12 protein-coding genes are annotated in these 15017 nt (G+C 63.5%); all 12 read right to left on the bottom strand.

Annotation, left to right across the window (positions count from 1 at the left end; all coding sequences use genetic code 11):
* Nucleotides 1–81: 81 nt before the first annotated feature.
* On the bottom strand, nucleotides 82–759 hold the full coding sequence (locus C8C96_RS06330; RefSeq protein ID WP_015012284.1) for a carbonic anhydrase: 678 nt from the start codon (nucleotides 757–759) through the stop codon (nucleotides 82–84).
* 36 nt (nucleotides 760–795) lie between these two features.
* A complete protein-coding gene (locus tag C8C96_RS06325; RefSeq protein ID WP_121943902.1) occupies nucleotides 796–1629 on the bottom strand; it encodes a peptidylprolyl isomerase in 834 nt (277 codons plus the stop codon).
* Nucleotides 1630–1776: 147 nt separating this feature from the next.
* Nucleotides 1777–2508, bottom strand: a complete 732-nt coding sequence (gene narI / locus C8C96_RS06320; protein WP_121941787.1) for a respiratory nitrate reductase subunit gamma — start codon at nucleotides 2506–2508, stop codon at nucleotides 1777–1779.
* Nucleotides 2505–3206: a nitrate reductase molybdenum cofactor assembly chaperone gene (gene narJ, locus C8C96_RS06315; protein WP_108497439.1), complete on the bottom strand. Its 702-nt coding sequence runs from the start codon at nucleotides 3204–3206 to the stop codon at nucleotides 2505–2507. The genes narI and narJ overlap by 4 nt, the downstream gene beginning before the upstream one ends.
* 20 nt (nucleotides 3207–3226) lie before the next feature.
* Nucleotides 3227–4750 (bottom strand): nitrate reductase subunit beta, encoded by a 1524-nt coding sequence (gene narH / locus C8C96_RS06310; RefSeq protein ID WP_056745774.1) that lies wholly within the window; start codon nucleotides 4748–4750, stop codon nucleotides 3227–3229.
* 17 nt (nucleotides 4751–4767) lie between these two features.
* Nucleotides 4768–8571 carry a nitrate reductase subunit alpha gene (locus C8C96_RS06305; RefSeq protein ID WP_121941786.1) on the bottom strand — a complete coding sequence of 1268 codons (3804 nt, stop codon included), beginning with the start codon at nucleotides 8569–8571 and terminating at the stop codon, nucleotides 4768–4770.
* Nucleotides 8572–8605: 34 nt separating this feature from the next.
* Nucleotides 8606–10015 (bottom strand): NarK family nitrate/nitrite MFS transporter, encoded by a 1410-nt coding sequence (locus C8C96_RS06300; RefSeq protein ID WP_056745778.1) that lies wholly within the window; start codon nucleotides 10013–10015, stop codon nucleotides 8606–8608.
* 20 nt (nucleotides 10016–10035) lie between these two features.
* Nucleotides 10036–11328 carry a nitrate/nitrite transporter gene (locus C8C96_RS06295; protein WP_116748705.1) on the bottom strand — a complete coding sequence of 431 codons (1293 nt, stop codon included), beginning with the start codon at nucleotides 11326–11328 and terminating at the stop codon, nucleotides 10036–10038.
* A gap of 381 nt (nucleotides 11329–11709) precedes the next feature.
* The gene (locus C8C96_RS06290) at nucleotides 11710–12405 is read right to left on the bottom strand and encodes an IPTL-CTERM sorting domain-containing protein (RefSeq protein WP_121941785.1); all 696 of its coding nucleotides are present in this window, start codon (nucleotides 12403–12405) and stop codon (nucleotides 11710–11712) included.
* A gap of 149 nt (nucleotides 12406–12554) precedes the next feature.
* Nucleotides 12555–13226, bottom strand: a complete 672-nt coding sequence (locus tag C8C96_RS06285) for an IPTL-CTERM sorting domain-containing protein (RefSeq protein WP_121941784.1) — start codon at nucleotides 13224–13226, stop codon at nucleotides 12555–12557.
* Between the two features lie 88 nt (nucleotides 13227–13314).
* Complete coding sequence (locus C8C96_RS06280; RefSeq protein WP_121941783.1) at nucleotides 13315–13986, bottom strand: hypothetical protein; 672 nt, start codon at nucleotides 13984–13986, stop codon at nucleotides 13315–13317.
* A gap of 188 nt (nucleotides 13987–14174) precedes the next feature.
* Nucleotides 14175–14843, bottom strand: a complete 669-nt coding sequence (locus C8C96_RS06275; RefSeq protein ID WP_121941782.1) for an IPTL-CTERM sorting domain-containing protein — start codon at nucleotides 14841–14843, stop codon at nucleotides 14175–14177.
* Nucleotides 14844–15017 lie beyond the last annotated feature (174 nt).

Below are 15017 nucleotides of genomic sequence, written 5' to 3'. Positions count from 1 at the left end.
TTCAGGCTGAAACGGGGTTGCGTTCCGTCAAGGAGCGCTCATTCCACTCCGAATGCAGCGCCATGGCAAGTCAGTGGCCGCTCACTCGTCCACCAGCACCTGCCCATCATGCTCCACGTAGGGCTGGTAGGGGCCGGTGCCGCTGTGGTCCGACTGCGAAGCGGGCACAAATCCACCGGTCTGGACATCGAACACATGCACTTCGCCGTCCTCGATCACATAGTGCCAACCGTGCAGGCTGATCTGGCCCGACTGCACCCGGCTGCGCACCATGGGGTACTCCATGAGGCGCTCCAGCTGCAGCACCACCGCGCGCTGCTCGGTGCGGCGCAATACCTCGGGACCCGGCTGCATGGGCAACAGTGCCTCGCGCCCCAGGTCCAGCCAGCGGTTGAGGTTGGGGGCCTCGGGCGACACCTCACCATACATCGCCTTGATGGCCCCACAGTGACTGTGGCCGCACACCACGATGCGGCGCACCTGCAGGTTGAGCACCGCGAACTCGATGGCCGCCGTGGTGCCATGGTGGCCATGCGACCCGTCGTACGGCGGGATGAACGCCCCCACATTGCGCACCAGAAACAGCTCGCCCGGCCCCGCACCAGTCAGCAGATAGGGCACCAGGCGGGAGTCGGAACATCCGATGAACAAGGTGGTGGGATGCTGCCCTTCGTCCACCAGCGCCTGGAACTGCTGGCGGTACTGGGGGAAAGCGTCGTCATGGAAGCGGCGCAAGCGGTCCAGCAACTCGTCGGGCATGGGCAGGCAATCAGATAACGGTGGTGTGTGGAGCAACTACTGTACGAGCGGTGTGTCGGCCGCGTCCAGCGCCACCCCTTCGACCACGGCGGCGCCCGCCAGCAGCTGCAAATATTGGCGCAACGCATTCACCCAGGCCTGCTGGCGCAGGGTGAGCGCAATGGCTTGGCGTACCTCTTCGAACGAGGGCTGTTGCCCCGGGTCACGGGCCACCACCTCCACCACGTGCAGACCAAAGCGGCTGTGCACCAGGCGTGCCAGCACGCCGATCTCAGCACCGCCAAACACCTCGCGCGCGAACTCGGGGGCGCAGTCGGCGCGGGTCAGCCAGCCCAGGTCACCGCCCTGCTGGCCACTGGGGCAGTTGGACCACTGGGCGGCGGCCTTGGCGAACTGTGCACCGCCATCGTCCGCGCAGCGCAGCTCGATCAGCAAGGCCTCGGCCCGCAGGCGCAGCTGCTTCACATCCACGCCCGGTGTCACCGCAAACAGCACATGGCGCAGTTGCGCACGCTCCCCCTGGGCATGGGCCGCAGGGTGGGCGTCGTGGTAGCGGCGGCAGGCTTCCTCTGAAGGATCGGGGAGGTCCAGCTCGCGCTCCAGCAACTGCTCAATGGCATCGGAGGCCTCGACGCTGATGGCGCCCAGAGCACCCGGCACATCGCTCGCGGGCAGCAGACCCACTTGTTGCGCCGCCTGGCGCAGCAACTCGGTGCACGCACGCTGGCGCAGGGCCTCTTCGTCCAGCGACTCGTGCGGGGCGTTGAGGGCCACGCCATTGACACGTGCCACCTCGGCCGCCACCGAGCCTCTGCCCCCCACGGTGCCGGCTTGTGGTGCCAGGGTGGCTTGCAGGGGCACATCGTCCATCGTTGCCACCAGGGCCTCGTAGGCCGCAGCCTGCGTCGGGGTCAGCGTGCTGGCAGGTGCTGCCGCCACGCCGCTGTCAGTGGAGCCGCATCCGCAGCTCCCGGTTCCACATCCGCTCATGGTGTGCTCCTTGATAGTCGGTGGATTTCAGGCGCGGCGGTCTTGCGACTGCATGTGGCCTGGGGGCAGGTTCAAGCGGCGCGCACGCACCACCTGGTAGGGGCGCAGCACATAGGCCAGCGTGCCAAAGCCACTCCACACATGCACCAGGCGGGTGAAGGGGAAGACCAGGAAGATGCTCATGCCCAGGAACATGTGGGCCTTGAAAATCCAGCCCGCCTCGGCCAGCAGCTCCACCCCGCCACTGCGGAAGGTCACCACCCGTTGCCCCCACTCGGCCAGCTTCATCATCATGGAGCCATCTAGATGCTGCGCCGACAGCGGAATGGTGGCCAGGCCCAGTGCCAGTTGCAGCCACAGCAGCACCAGGATCAGGATGTCGCTGGTCTTGGACGTGGCGCGGATGCGAGGGTCCGACAGGCGGCGGTGCAGCAGGATGGACAGGCCGATGAATCCCAGCGTTCCCGCAATCCCGCCGGAGACCATGGCCATGAGCTGCTTGGCGCCCGCACTCATGAAGTGCTCGTACACAAAGTGCGGCGTGAGCATGCCCACCGTGTGGCCGAAGAACAGGAACAGCACACCGATGTGGAACAGGTTGCTGCCCCAGCGCAGGCTTCCAGTGCGCAGCAGCTGCGACGAGTCACTCTTCCAGGTGTACTGGTCACGGTCAAACCGCGCCCAACTGCCGATGAAGAACACGGCCAGGCAAATGTAGGGATAGATGCCAAACAGCAGGGTGTCAAGCCAGGTGGTCATGCTGAGACTCCTTCGGGTGCCCGCTCGGCGCGGGGGGTACGAACAAAATGCAGGGGCTGCGGCTGGTCGGGCTTGGACTGGCCCTGGGTGCTGCAACCGCCAAACGCTTCGGGCTCGGCCCAGACCTCGTCCATGGGCGGCTCGGGCGTGAGCGCCACCGACTGCACACGCTGGCCCGAGACTTCGAGCACGGCGGCAATCACACTGGCGTAGGGGCTGTTGCGCGCAACGAGGGCGCTGAACAGCGCATTGAGGATGTGGGCCATTTCGCCCAGAAACTCCCTGGCCACTTCGGGCGGCTGGGTAGAGGCGAACTCCAGCACCACCGGCAGGTGGTCGGGCAGCTCCTCTGCCTGGAACTGCAGGCCTGCCTTCTCGTAGGTCTGCAACAGGTCGATGAGCGCCGGGCCCCGGTCACGCGAATCGCCGTGCACATGCTCGAACAGGTGCAGCGAGGTCTGGCGACCTCGATCAAAGTTGTCCACGTAGCGGGCTTCGGCTTCCAGCGGGTCGAGTGCAGCCAGGTGCTCGCACACCGCCTTCAACTCCTCCATGCGCTCGGCCGTCAGGGCTTGCTCGGCCTGCAGAGCGTCGATGAGCTGCGGCATCACGCTGCGCAGCTGAGCATCGGGGTAGCTCAGCAGGTAGCCCAGGGCGCGCAGGGTCAGGCGCACGGAGGTCGGGTTCTTCTTGAACATGGTGATTCCTTCCGTGTCGCTCAAACAGTCGCTTTGATGGGAATGGTCCGCGGCTTCTTGCCACCGAACATACTGGTCTCGGTGGCGCCGTCGGAGCAACCGTTGCCAAACGAGAAGCCGCAGCCGCCCCGGATGTCGAACGCGTTTTCTGCGTACTCGCGGTGGGCCGATGGGATGACGAAGCGGTCCTCGTAATTGGCAATCGCCATCACGTGGTACATCTCCTCCACCTCCGCCATCGACAGGCCGGCCTGCTTGAGCACCGACAGGTTCTGGCGCTGCTCCACATGCTTGTCGCGCTGGTAGGTGCGCATGGCCAGCATGCGCTCCAGCGCCCGCACCACGGGCCCGGTGTCACCGGCGGTGAGCAGGTTGGCCAGGTACTGTACGGGGATGCGCAGCTGCGACACGTCGGGGATCTCGCCATTCACGCCCACGTGGCCGGCATTGGCAGCGGCCGTGATGGGCGACAGGGGCGGTACATACCAGACCATGGGCAGCGTGCGGTACTCGGGGTGCAGCGGCAGGGCCACCTTCCAGTCCACTGCCATCTTGTAGACGGGGCTGTTGCGGGCGGCGTCCATCCAGCTGTCCGGGATGCCGTCGATGCGGGCCTGCTTGATGACATCGGGGTCGTTCGGGTTCAGGAAGATGTCGAGCTGGGCCTGGTACAGGTCGCGGTCGCGCTCCACGCTGGCGGCTTCCTGGATGCGGTCTGCGTCATACAGCAGCACACCCAGGTAGCGGATGCGGCCCACGCAGGTTTCCGAGCACACGGTCGGCTGGCCCGCTTCGATGCGGGGATAGCAGAAGATGCACTTCTCGGCCTTGCCCGATTGCCAGTTGTAGTAAATCTTCTTGTAGGGGCAGCCTGAGACGCACATGCGCCAGCCACGGCACTTGTCCTGGTCGATCAGCACGATGCCGTCTTCCTCGCGCTTGTAGATCGAGCCGCTGGGGCACGATGCCACACACGCCGGGTTCAGGCAGTGCTCGCACAGGCGGGGCAGGTACATCATGAAGGTGTTTTCGAACTGGCCGTAGATGTCCTTTTGCACATCGTCGAAGTTCTTGTCCTTGCTGCGCTTGCTGAACTCGCCGCCCAGGATTTCTTCCCAGTTCGGGCCCCACTCGATCTTCTCCATGCGCTTGCCGGTGATCAGGCTGCGCGGGCGTGCCGTGGGTGCGGCCTTGGTTTCAGGCGCGGACTGCAGGTGGTCGTAGTCGAACGTGAAGGGCTCGTAGTAGTCGTCGATCTGGGGCAGGTTGGGGTTGGCGAAGATGCGCATGAGCAGCTTCCACTTGCCGCCCTGGCGGGGCGCGATGGAGCCGTCGGGGCTGCGCACCCAGCCGCCATTCCACTTGTCCTGGTTTTCCCATTCCTTGGGGTAGCCGATGCCGGGCTTGGTCTCGACGTTGTTGAACCAGGCGTATTCCACGCCGGGGCGGCTGGTCCAAACGTTCTTGCAGGTGACGGAACAGGTGTGGCAACCAATGCACTTGTCCAGGTTCAGCACCATGCCGATTTGTGCGCGAATTTTCATCGTGTTTCTCCTTGGCTTCAGGCGTGGGCTGCGGTGCTGGACACAGGCTCATCGTCGAGCCAGTCCACACGGTCCATCTTGCGCACCAGCACGAACTCGTCGCGGTTGGTGCCGATGGTTCCGTAATAGTTGAAGCCGTAGCTGTACTGTGCGTAGCCGCCAATCATGTGGGTGGGTTTGAGCACGATGCGCGTGACCGAGTTGTGGATACCGCCACGGGTGCCGGTGATCTCGGAGCCAGGGGTGTTGATGATCTTCTCTTGCGAGTGGTACATCATCACCATGCCGGGGTTCACGCGCTGGCTCACCACCGCGCGGGCCGCAATGGCGCCGTTGGCGTTGAAAAGTTCGACCCAGTCGTTGTCCACGATGCCCGCAACCTTGGCGTCGTCTTCGCTCAGCCACACCACGGAGCCACCCCGGTTGAGCGTGAGCATCATCAGGTTGTCGCTGTACGTGCTGTGGATGCCCCACTTTTGGTGCGGCGTGATGAAGTTCAGCGCGATCTCGCGGTTGCCGTTGGGCTTCTTGCCCTCGACTTCTTCCAGCGTCTTGAGGTGCACCGGTGGGCGGTAGCTCACAAAGCCTTCGCCGAAGTCACGCATCCACGGGTGGTCCTGGTAGAACTGCTGGCGGCCCGTGAGCGTGCGCCATGGGATGTACTCGTGCACGTTGGTGTAGCCCGCGTTGTAGCTGACCTTCTCGCTTTCCAGGCCCGACCAGGTGGGCGAGCTGATGATCTTGCGCGGCTGCGCCTGGATGTCGCGGAAGCGGATCTTCTCGTCCTCGCGGTGCAGCGCCAGGTGCACGTGGTCGCGCCCGGTCTGCTTGCCCAGGGCCTCCCAGGCTTTGCAGGCCACGTGGCCGTTGGTTTCGGGGGCCAACATCATCACCACTTCGGTGGCGTCGATGTCGGTCACGATGCGGGGCATGCCCTGTGTCACACCCTCTTCCTTCACGCGGCCGTTCAGGTCACCCAGCTGGCCCACCTCGGTCTGCGTGTTCCAGCCAATGCCCTTGCCGCCGTTGCCCACCTTCTCCATCAGCGGGCCCAGCGCTGTAAAGCGTTTGTAGAGGTTGGGGTAGTCGCGCTCAACCACCGTGACCTGCGGCGCTGTCTTGCCGGGGATGAGTTCGCACTCGCCCCGCTTCCAGTCGCGCACACCATAGGGCTGTGCCATTTCGCCGGCCGTGTCGTGCATGATGGGCGTGAGCACCACGTCCTTTTCGACGCCCAGATGGCCCACGCTGACCTCGCTCACGGCCTTGGCGAAACCCTTGTAGATCTCCCAGTCGCTCTTGGCCTGCCAGGCAGGGTCCACCGCTGTGGACAGCGGATGGATGAAGGGGTGCATGTCGCTGGTGTTGAGGTCGTTCTTCTCGTACCAAGTGGCCGTGGGCAAGACGATGTCGGAGTACAGGCAGGTCGTGCTCATGCGGAAGTCGAGCGTGACCAGCAGGTCCAGCTTGCCTTCGGGCGCGTTGGTGTGCCACTGCACTTCCTCGGGCTTGGCTTCATCCTTGCCCAGATCCTTGCCCTGCACGCCGTGGGTGGTGCCCAGCAGGTGCTTGAGGAAGTATTCATGCCCCTTGCCCGACGAGCCCAAAATGTTGGAGCGCCACACGAACATGTTGCGCGGCCAGTTGGCGGGGTGGTCCGGGTCTTCGCAGCTCATCTGCAGGCTGCCGTCTTTCAGTGACTGGACCACGTAGTCCTTGGCGTCCATGCCCCGGGCTGCGGCGTCCTTGGCCACCTGCAGCGGGCTGGTCTTGAGCTGGGGGGCGGATGGCAGCCAGCCCATGCGCTCGGCGCGCACGTTGTAGTCGATCTGCGCGCCGTGATAAGCCTTCTTGTCGGCCAGCGGCGAGAGGACCTCCTCCATGCCCAGCTTCTCGTAGCGCCACTGGTCGGTGTGGGCGTAGAAGAAGCTGGTGCTGTTCATCTGGCGCGGTGGGCGGATCCAGTCCAACGCAAAGGCTAGCGCCGTCCAGCCGGTCTGTGGGCGCAGCTTTTCCTGGCCCACATAGTGCGCCCAACCACCACCGCTCTGACCGATACAGCCACACAACATCAGCATGTTGATGATGCCGCGGTAGTTCATGTCACTGTGGTACCAGTGGTTCATGGCCGCACCGATGATGACCATGGACTTCCCGTGGGTCTTGTGCGCGTTGTCGGCAAACTGGCGGGCCACGGTGATGATCTGATCGCGCGGCACACCGGTGATCTTTTCCTGCCAGGCGGGCGTGTAGGGGCGGTCGCTGTCGTAGGTGACGCCCTGCTCTTCGCCGGGCAGACCCCGGTCAATGCCGTAGTTGCCAGCCAGCAGGTCGAACACGGTGGCCACCATCACCCGGCCCTGGGCTTCGTGCCCGGCCAGCTCCAGGTGGGACACCGGCACGCGGCGCACCATCACGTCGCCGCCTTGTTCGTTGGCCGTGAAGTTGGGCGTTGCCACGCCGCCAAAGTACGGGAAGGCCACATCAGCTACTTCATGGGCCTGCGCGCCGTCCTCGATCACCGAAAGCTTGAGCTTGAAGGTGTTGGCGGTGCGTGCGTCCTTGTTCTCCAGGTTCCACAGGCCCTGGTCGGCACGTCCGTCGGCCCCCCAGCGGAAGCCGATGGAACCATTGGGCAGCGTGACCTGGCCCAGTTCGTCGTAGCCCACGGTCTTCCAGTCGGGGTTGTTGGACTGGTCGAGCTTGTTCGGAAAGTCGCTGGCGCGCACATAGCGGTCGGGCACCATCACCGTGCGGCCATCGGGCAGCGTCTTTTCCTTCAGCACCACCAGGAGCGGCAGGTCGGTGTAGCGGCGCGCATAGTCGTCGAAGTACGCCGAACGGCCCTTGCCGCCGTCCTTGAAGTAGAACTCCTTCAGGATCACATGGCCCATGGCCATGGCCACGGCAGCGTCGGTGCCCTGCTTGGGATGCATCCACAGATCGCCCAGCTTGGCGACTTCGGAGTAGTCGGGCGTGATGGACACCACCTTGGTGCCCTTGTAGCGCACCTCGGTCAGGAAGTGCGCATCCGGCGTGCGCGTCTGGGGCACATTGGAGCCCCAGGCAATAATGTACGAGCTGTTGTACCAGTCGGCCGACTCGGGCACGTCGGTCTGCTCGCCCCAGGTCTGCGGGCTGCTGGGGGGCAGGTCGCAGTACCAGTCGTAAAAACTCATGCACACGCCGCCGATGAGGCTTAGGTAGCGCGAACCCGCAGCGTACGAAATCATCGACATCGCCGGGATGGGCGAGAAGCCGATGATGCGGTCCGGGCCGTGCTTCTTGATGGTGTACACGTTGGCCGCAGCGATCATCTGGTTGACTTCGTCCCAGGTGCTGCGCACAAAGCCGCCCAGGCCGCGCTGCTTTTGCCATTCGCGCTTGGAGGCATCGTTCTCGACGATGCTGGCCCAGGCGTCCACCGGGCTCTTGGCCAGGGCGATGGCGGCGCGCCAGTGCTTGAGCAGGCGGCCGCGCACCATGGGGTACTTCACGCGGTTGGCGCTGTACAGGTACCAGCTGTAGCTGGCGCCGCGTGCACAGCCACGGGGTTCGTGGTTGGGCAGGTCGGGCCGGGTGCGGGGGTAGTCGGTCTGCTGGGTTTCCCAGGTGACGATGCCGCCTTTGACGTAGATCTTCCACGAGCAGGAGCCCGTGCAGTTCACGCCGTGGGTGCTGCGCACGATCTTGTCGTGTGCCCAGCGGTCACGGTAGGCGTCTTCCCAGGTGCGATCTTCACCATTGGTTTCGCCATGGCCCTGGGCAAAGGTCTCGCGGGGCTGCGAGAAGTACGAAAGGCGGTCGAGGAAATGGCTCATCGGGGGCTCCTTGTTCTGTTCTGTTCAGGGGTCATCAGCAAGGCATGGCGGCGTTCTTGCGCGCGTAGTGCCACCAGGTGATCACGATGCAAACGAGGTAGAAGGCGAAGAACGTCCACAGCGCGGCATGGGGGCTGCCGGTCAGCGCAATGGAGCTGCCATAGCTCTTGGGAATGAAGAACCCGCCGTAGGCCGCCATGGCGGCCGTGAAGCCCAGCGTGGCGGCGCCCAGGGTGTTGCCTTCCTTGTTGGCCTGGGCCACGGCTGCAGTGTTGCGGGGGTCCACACCGCGCATGGCTTCGGTCAGGAAGATCACGGGGATCATGCGGAAGGTGGAGCCATTGCCGATGCCGGTGGTGAGGAACAGCACCAGGAAGCACACGAAGAAGCCTGCAAACTGACCTTCATTGCCTGCGGATGGCAGGAACACCGTGACGCCCACCACGGCAATCGCCATGACGATGAAGTTCCACAGCGTGACGCGCGCGCCGCCGAGCTTGTCGGCCAGCCACCCGCCAAACGGCCGGACCACCGCGCCAACCAGCGGCCCCAGCCATGCGTAGGCCAGGGGGTTGATGTTAGGAAACTGGCTCTTGATGAGCAGCGGAAAGCCTGCGGCATAGCCGATGAACGACCCGAAGGTGCCGAGGTACAGCACACACATCAGCCAGTTGTGCTTGCGCTTGAAGATGGCGGCCTGCGCAGCGAACGAGGCACGCGCATCGGCAATGTCGTTCATGCCGAACCAGGCGGCCAGCGCCGTCAGCGCAATCCATGGCACCCAGATGAAGGCGGCGTTCTGCGTCCACACCTGCGCGGTCTGGCCGTTCTTCACAATGGTCTGGGCATCGCCACCAAAGACCCCAAAGATACCGGCCGTAACGACCAGAGGGCTGAGGAACTGCACTACCGACACGCCCAGGTTACCGAGGCCCGCATTCACACCCAGCGCGGAGCCCTTGCGCTCCTTCGGAAAGAAGAAGCTGATGTTGGCCATGCTGGAGCTGAAGTTGCCGCCGCCCAGGCCACACAGCAGCGCGAGGATGAGCATGGTGGGGTAGGCCGTGGTGTTGTCCTGCACCGCAAAGCCGATGCCGATGGCCGGGATCAGCAGCGAGGCGGTGGAGATCGCCGTCCAGCGGCGGCCACCGACCAGCGGCACCATGAACGAGTAGAAGATGCGCAGCGTGGCGCCCGAGAGCGCGGGTGCCGCCGCCAGCCAGAACAGCTGGTTGGTCGAATACTTGAAGCCCAGGCCCGGCAGGCTCACGGCGACCACGCTCCAGACCTGCCAGATGGCAAAGGCCAGGAACAGCGCGGGCACCGAGATCCACAGGTTGAGCTTGGCGATGGCTTCGCCTTCGCGCTCCCAGAACGATTTGTCCTCCGGGGCCCAGAGGGTGAGCAGACGCCCCTGGCGCCCGCTGGTGGTGGTGGCAGACATGGTGAGTTTTCCTTGAAAGATCAACGGGTGGCTGGTTGCGCAACAGCGCCCTGCGAACCCATGAGACGGGTGTTGCGCACTTCGGTGAAGTACATCCAGATGAGCGAGACCCACACCACGCCGTACATCAGCATGAAAGCGCTGGAGCGGATGCCGGTAAGGTCCATCAGCGCACCGAACAGGATCGGCAGCACGAACCCGCCCAGGCCGCCAGCCAGACCCACGATGCCGCTGATAGCGCCGATGTTGTGGGGGTAGTCGTCGCTGATGTACTTGAAGACACTGGCCTTGCCGAAGGCCCAGCAAATGCCCAGCAGAAACATGAGACCGGTGAACAGGTACACGTTCAGGCCGATGTGGAAGGTCTTGGGGCCGTTGACGGTGACGATGGTGAAATCAGTCTGGGGGTAGCTCAGCAGGAACAGGCAGATCCAGCTCACCCACATCACCCACCAGGTCACGCTGTGGGCGCCGTACTTGTCGGACAGCATGCCTCCAATGGCGCGCAGCACACCACCGGGCAGCGAGAAGCACGCGGCCAGCAGTGCCGCCACGCGGATATCAAGGCCAAACTCGCCCACGTAGTACTGCACCATCCACAGCGACAGCGCCACATAGCCGCCAAACACGATGCTGTAGTACTGGCAGTACTTGAGGACCTTGGGGTCCTTGAGCGCCTTGAGCTGGTCGGTGAACTTGACGTTGCTGGGCACCAGGTGGGCCGGATCGCTGTAGCTGAACAGCCAGAACAACACCAGGGTGCCCAGCATGATGGCCGCATACACCTGCGGAACCATGGTCCAGCCGAAGGCCACCAGCAGCACCGGCGCCACGAACTTGTTCACGGCTGCACCCGAGTTACCCGCGCCATACACACCCATGGCCGTGCCCTGGCGATGCTTGGGGAACCAGCGCGCCACATAAGGCGTACCCACTGAGAACGAGCCCCCCGCCAAGCCCACAAACAGGCCGATCGTCAGGAAGTGCCAGTACTCCGTGGCATAGCTCATGAGCCAGATGGCAGGCACGGTGGTGGCCATGACGGCCGCCATCACGATGCGGCCACCGAACTTGTCGGTCCAGATGCCCAGGGGCACCCGCACCAGCGAGCCCGTGAGCACGGGCATGGACATCAGCAGCCCGAACTGCGTGGAGTTCAGGTTCAGCATCTTCTTGATGGGGATGCCGATGACGCCAAACATCATCCACACCATGAAGCAGACCGTGAAGGCGAAGGTGCTGACGATCAGCACCGACCAAGCCTGGCGAGTGCGCTGCGGGCTGTCGCCCGGGGGCAGGGTTGCGTTGGCCATTGCGCGATTCCTCTCTTTTTTCATGAGAGGAATGGTCGCGTTTGTGGCGGCCTTTGCACATCCTTCACTCGACCAGCCGGGGCGCGGCAGAAGGACTAGGCCGCGCTGCGGGGCACATCATCCGAAAGAACTACTCCCTGCGGCAAGCATCCCGGGCAGGCAAGTGAGCAAACGCAGGCTGCGGAGCGCCGTGCCACCACCCAAACGCGTGACAGTGCGTTATTCAGTCGACACCTTTGAACTTGAAGCTGCCGTTCTGGCGGAGCCCTTCGACAGGCTCAGGACAGGCTTATCGACGCCTTGCGCGGCGCTTCGACTGCGCTCAGTGAACAGTTCCAGTGGGAACGGCACTCACCGAAACTGGCCGTGGCTTCTACAGGCTCAGCCCGAACGGTGGATAAACCGGCGGCGCTGGGTGGCCCACCAACCCATGCCAGCCAGTGCACACGCCAGGCACAGCACCGCCCAATCACCCAGCGCGGGAACGGCCTTGGCGGCCACGGGGCCAAGGCCCGTGACAGTCCACGCCCCAGGGGTGCCAGGCACTGAAAGAGTGACCCGGCTGCTGGCCGCATCGAAATCCACGTGTTGGCACACGTCTCGACCACTGGGCGACTGGAATACGACGCCTTGACACTGGCTATTCTTGCGCGCCAAAAGGCGCAGGATCATCACGTCCATGCGGCTGCCCAGCACATGGGGGCTGTTATCTGCCCAATGTTGAAAGCTGAGCTCTATCGCCAACACACCCCCGCTGGCATTGGTGGAGGCCTGGGCGCCGACCAAGGTGGTATCGGGGTCAGCGCTGTTGTACTGGGTCAACCCATCGCTGAATGAAAAGCTGGTGATCAGCGAAGCGATGTCGGCGTTGTTCAAATTAGCGGGTAACGGGGCCGCAGTGGTGAACGACCCCGATTGCGCCATCGCCGCCGTGAAGTTGCCACAGGCTCCAGCCGTGCAGCTGCTGTAGTTGGTGATGGCTGCGGCTGTGTACGGAACACCCGCGTAGGTGTAAGTGGCCGACCAGGCGCCCGCCTGCACCAGGGCTGCGGCCAGAAATACGAGGTACTTTTTCACGGGGATGGGTCGCCAGGTGCGCGAAGTGGAAGTGAGGGTGGTTTGATGAAAAAACTACTTCTAACGCTTATCTGGCAAGCGCAAACAGCTATTTTTTAGATAGCAGACTTGATGGCGAATGCCTGCAGGCCGCTGGGCAGAATTCGCACTCACATACGGCGCCGACCCACCGCCATCCAGCCCGCCCCGACCATCAGAGAGGCCAGCAGCAACAGGCCCCATTCGCCCAGCGTGGGAACTGCGGTGGAGGCCACGGGCGGAAGGCCGGAGGCTACCCAAATGCCGTTCACCAAATCGTCATTCCGCCAACTGGAAAACACGTCGCCCGCACTAGAGGCATAGCACTGATCCCCTTGCGGATTCAGCCCAACATCACTGCACACAGCGTTGTGCTGACCGCCTTGGCTCAGCGAAATCCGGTCGAGATGGTCTCCACTCGCATGGGGGGCAGGCGTTTGCCAGCGCAGCAGCGTCACAGAGAACTGAAGCACGCCGCCTGTGGTGGTGGCCACCACGCTCATGAGCGTGACCTGGGGGTCACCGCTGGCGTAAACAGTCAGCCCGTCAGAGAAGGAAAACGAAGTGACTTGCGACGTGATGTCTTCACTATTGAGATCGGCGGCCACAGGGACGGCCGTGGTGAACGAGCCAGTCTCCGCCATTGCCGTGGTGTAGGCCCCGCAATTGCCCGTACCCGGGGGGCAAGCCGTGAAATTGTGCAGTTCTGAAGCGTTGTAGGCAGGGCCCGTGTAGGTATAAGTGGCAGCCCAGGCGCCCGCCTGAAGAAGGGCCGCAGCCAGGAGTACAAGATATTTTTTCATGGTGCTCTATCGCCAAATACGCGAACTGGGTGGGTGGACGGGTGGATGCAAAAATCGCCTTCAGCACTTATCAGAAAAGCACAAGCAGCTATGTTTTGAAGAGCAGCTTCTGCCGCGCGTGCAATGCCAGGCCCAGCAAGCCGGCGGCGGTCAGCGCCAGGGCAAACGGGTTGTCAACGGGCACGGACTGCGGTCCGCCCGGCGCCACCACGGGGACATCGCTCGTCCAGCCGTCACTACCTTCGGCAAAGTGGGCAAAGCCGTGGCTGGCGGCGCTGTCGTCACCGAAGGTATTGCAGACGTCGGGGCTTTCTAGAGACGTGCAGGTCCGATTGAAGTAGCTGGCAAAGTTGACCGACATGTAGCTCAACCGGTCGCCCACACCATGGCTGCCGGTTTGCCACCACTGGAAAACGATGTCGGTATCGACAATCTGGCCCGCTGCGTCGGTGGATACCTTGGCCGTTGCCAGCCGGGTGTTGAGCCCGTTCATGGTGTAACTCGTCACACCATCATTGAAGTCGTACCAGGTGATGAGGGGCGCAATGTCCAGGCTGCTCTGGTTGGGTGGCAGCGGCTGGCTGGTGGTGAAGTGGCCCGTTTGCTGCATGGCCGCGTTGAAGTTGGCGCAGGTGACGACAGCGCAAGGCGCTGAGTAGTCTTGCAGGCTGGTGTAGGTGGGGCCGGCAAAGGTGTAGGTGGCGGCCCAGGCTCCGGTCTGGAGAAGGGCCGCAGCCAGGAGTGCGAGGTATTTTTTCATGAAGCGTCTGTCTGAAAATTTCAATAAAAGCAGGCGCGAACGCCCGTATGCAAATCGCATCAAGCTATCACTTGGATAGCAAACCAGACCAACTGCGCAGTGCGATGTGTGTGCAAAGAGCACAAGCAGCCTCGCCCCAGCGGAGTCCGGCGCGGGCGCTACCACCGCTGCTGGACGTGTTTGCGCGCTCATGCCGCGGGCCAGCGCGACGTGGCACGGCGCCGCACCTGCCGCCAGCCTGCGCCACCAACCAGACAGGCCATCAGCAGCAAGCCCCATTCGCTGAGCGTGGGCACCGACGTTGCGGCTGCGGCGGGTGCGGAGGTAACCCAACCACCCAGGCCGATACTTGCAGACACATAGCTGCTAGAGGCGTCTGTGTTCAACAGTGAACACACGTCAGGAACGTTCTGGGCTTGGCAATACGCGTTGGAATAGCTGCCCGCGTTGACGCTGAGATAGTCCAACCGGTCATTCGTAGCATGGCTTGCGGTTTGCCAACGGGAAATCCCAATGTTCTGGTCAACGATGTTGCCCGCCGCATCGGTGGTGACGTAGGCATATCTCAGCTGAGTCTCCGTGTCCCCGCTGTCAAACTGCGTGAGCCCGTCGTTGAAAGAATACGACTGGATCAATCCTGTGATGAGCACGGTGTCCAAGTTGGGAGCCAAGGGCGCGGCGGTGGTAAAGCTGCCCGTTTGCCGCATGGCCGTGGTGAAGTTGGCGCAGGTGGGCTTGGCGCAAGGGGCCGTGAACGGGTTCACGGTGGTGTACAGGGGCCCTGTGAAGGTGTAAGTGGCAGCCCAGGCGCTGGCCTGGAGAAGGGCCGCAGCCAGGAGTACAAGGTATTTCTTCATGGTGTGGTCGGCGGGGTCTGGCTTTTCAGGCGCGCTATTCAAAAGAGAGCACGAAAGCCCTCGATAGAAGGGGTTGGGCTGCGACAAAGTTTATGGAGCCCCCCTGCGCGGCGCCCCACCCCTAGGGGTTGGGCAACGACACATTCGATGTGCTACGTTGTGGCACACGCATTG

The organism is Acidovorax sp. 100, assembly GCF_003688355.1.
Lineage (GTDB): Bacteria > Pseudomonadota > Gammaproteobacteria > Burkholderiales > Burkholderiaceae_C > Acidovorax > Acidovorax delafieldii.
This window is presented reverse-complemented; position numbering and strand designations above follow the sequence as displayed.

What these genes read in the sequence shown, in the direction of transcription:
- C8C96_RS06300 (WP_056745778.1), bottom strand. Translation starts at nt 10,015, where the DNA reads ATGTCTGCCACCACCACCAGCGGGCGCCAGGGGCGTCTGCTCACCCTC.
- C8C96_RS06325 (WP_121943902.1), bottom strand. Translation starts at nt 1,629, where the DNA reads ATGGACGATGTGCCCCTGCAAGCCACCCTGGCACCACAAGCCGGCACC.
- C8C96_RS06285 (WP_121941784.1), bottom strand. Translation starts at nt 13,226, where the DNA reads ATGAAAAAATATCTTGTACTCCTGGCTGCGGCCCTTCTTCAGGCGGGC.
- C8C96_RS06305 (WP_121941786.1), bottom strand. Translation starts at nt 8,571, where the DNA reads ATGAGCCATTTCCTCGACCGCCTTTCGTACTTCTCGCAGCCCCGCGAG.
- narH (WP_056745774.1), bottom strand. Translation starts at nt 4,750, where the DNA reads ATGAAAATTCGCGCACAAATCGGCATGGTGCTGAACCTGGACAAGTGC.
- C8C96_RS06275 (WP_121941782.1), bottom strand. Translation starts at nt 14,843, where the DNA reads ATGAAGAAATACCTTGTACTCCTGGCTGCGGCCCTTCTCCAGGCCAGC.
- C8C96_RS06280 (WP_121941783.1), bottom strand. Translation starts at nt 13,986, where the DNA reads ATGAAAAAATACCTCGCACTCCTGGCTGCGGCCCTTCTCCAGACCGGA.
- narI (WP_121941787.1), bottom strand. Translation starts at nt 2,508, where the DNA reads ATGACCACCTGGCTTGACACCCTGCTGTTTGGCATCTATCCCTACATT.
- narJ (WP_108497439.1), bottom strand. Translation starts at nt 3,206, where the DNA reads ATGTTCAAGAAGAACCCGACCTCCGTGCGCCTGACCCTGCGCGCCCTG.
- C8C96_RS06330 (WP_015012284.1), bottom strand. Translation starts at nt 759, where the DNA reads ATGCCCGACGAGTTGCTGGACCGCTTGCGCCGCTTCCATGACGACGCT.
- C8C96_RS06295 (WP_116748705.1), bottom strand. Translation starts at nt 11,328, where the DNA reads ATGGCCAACGCAACCCTGCCCCCGGGCGACAGCCCGCAGCGCACTCGC.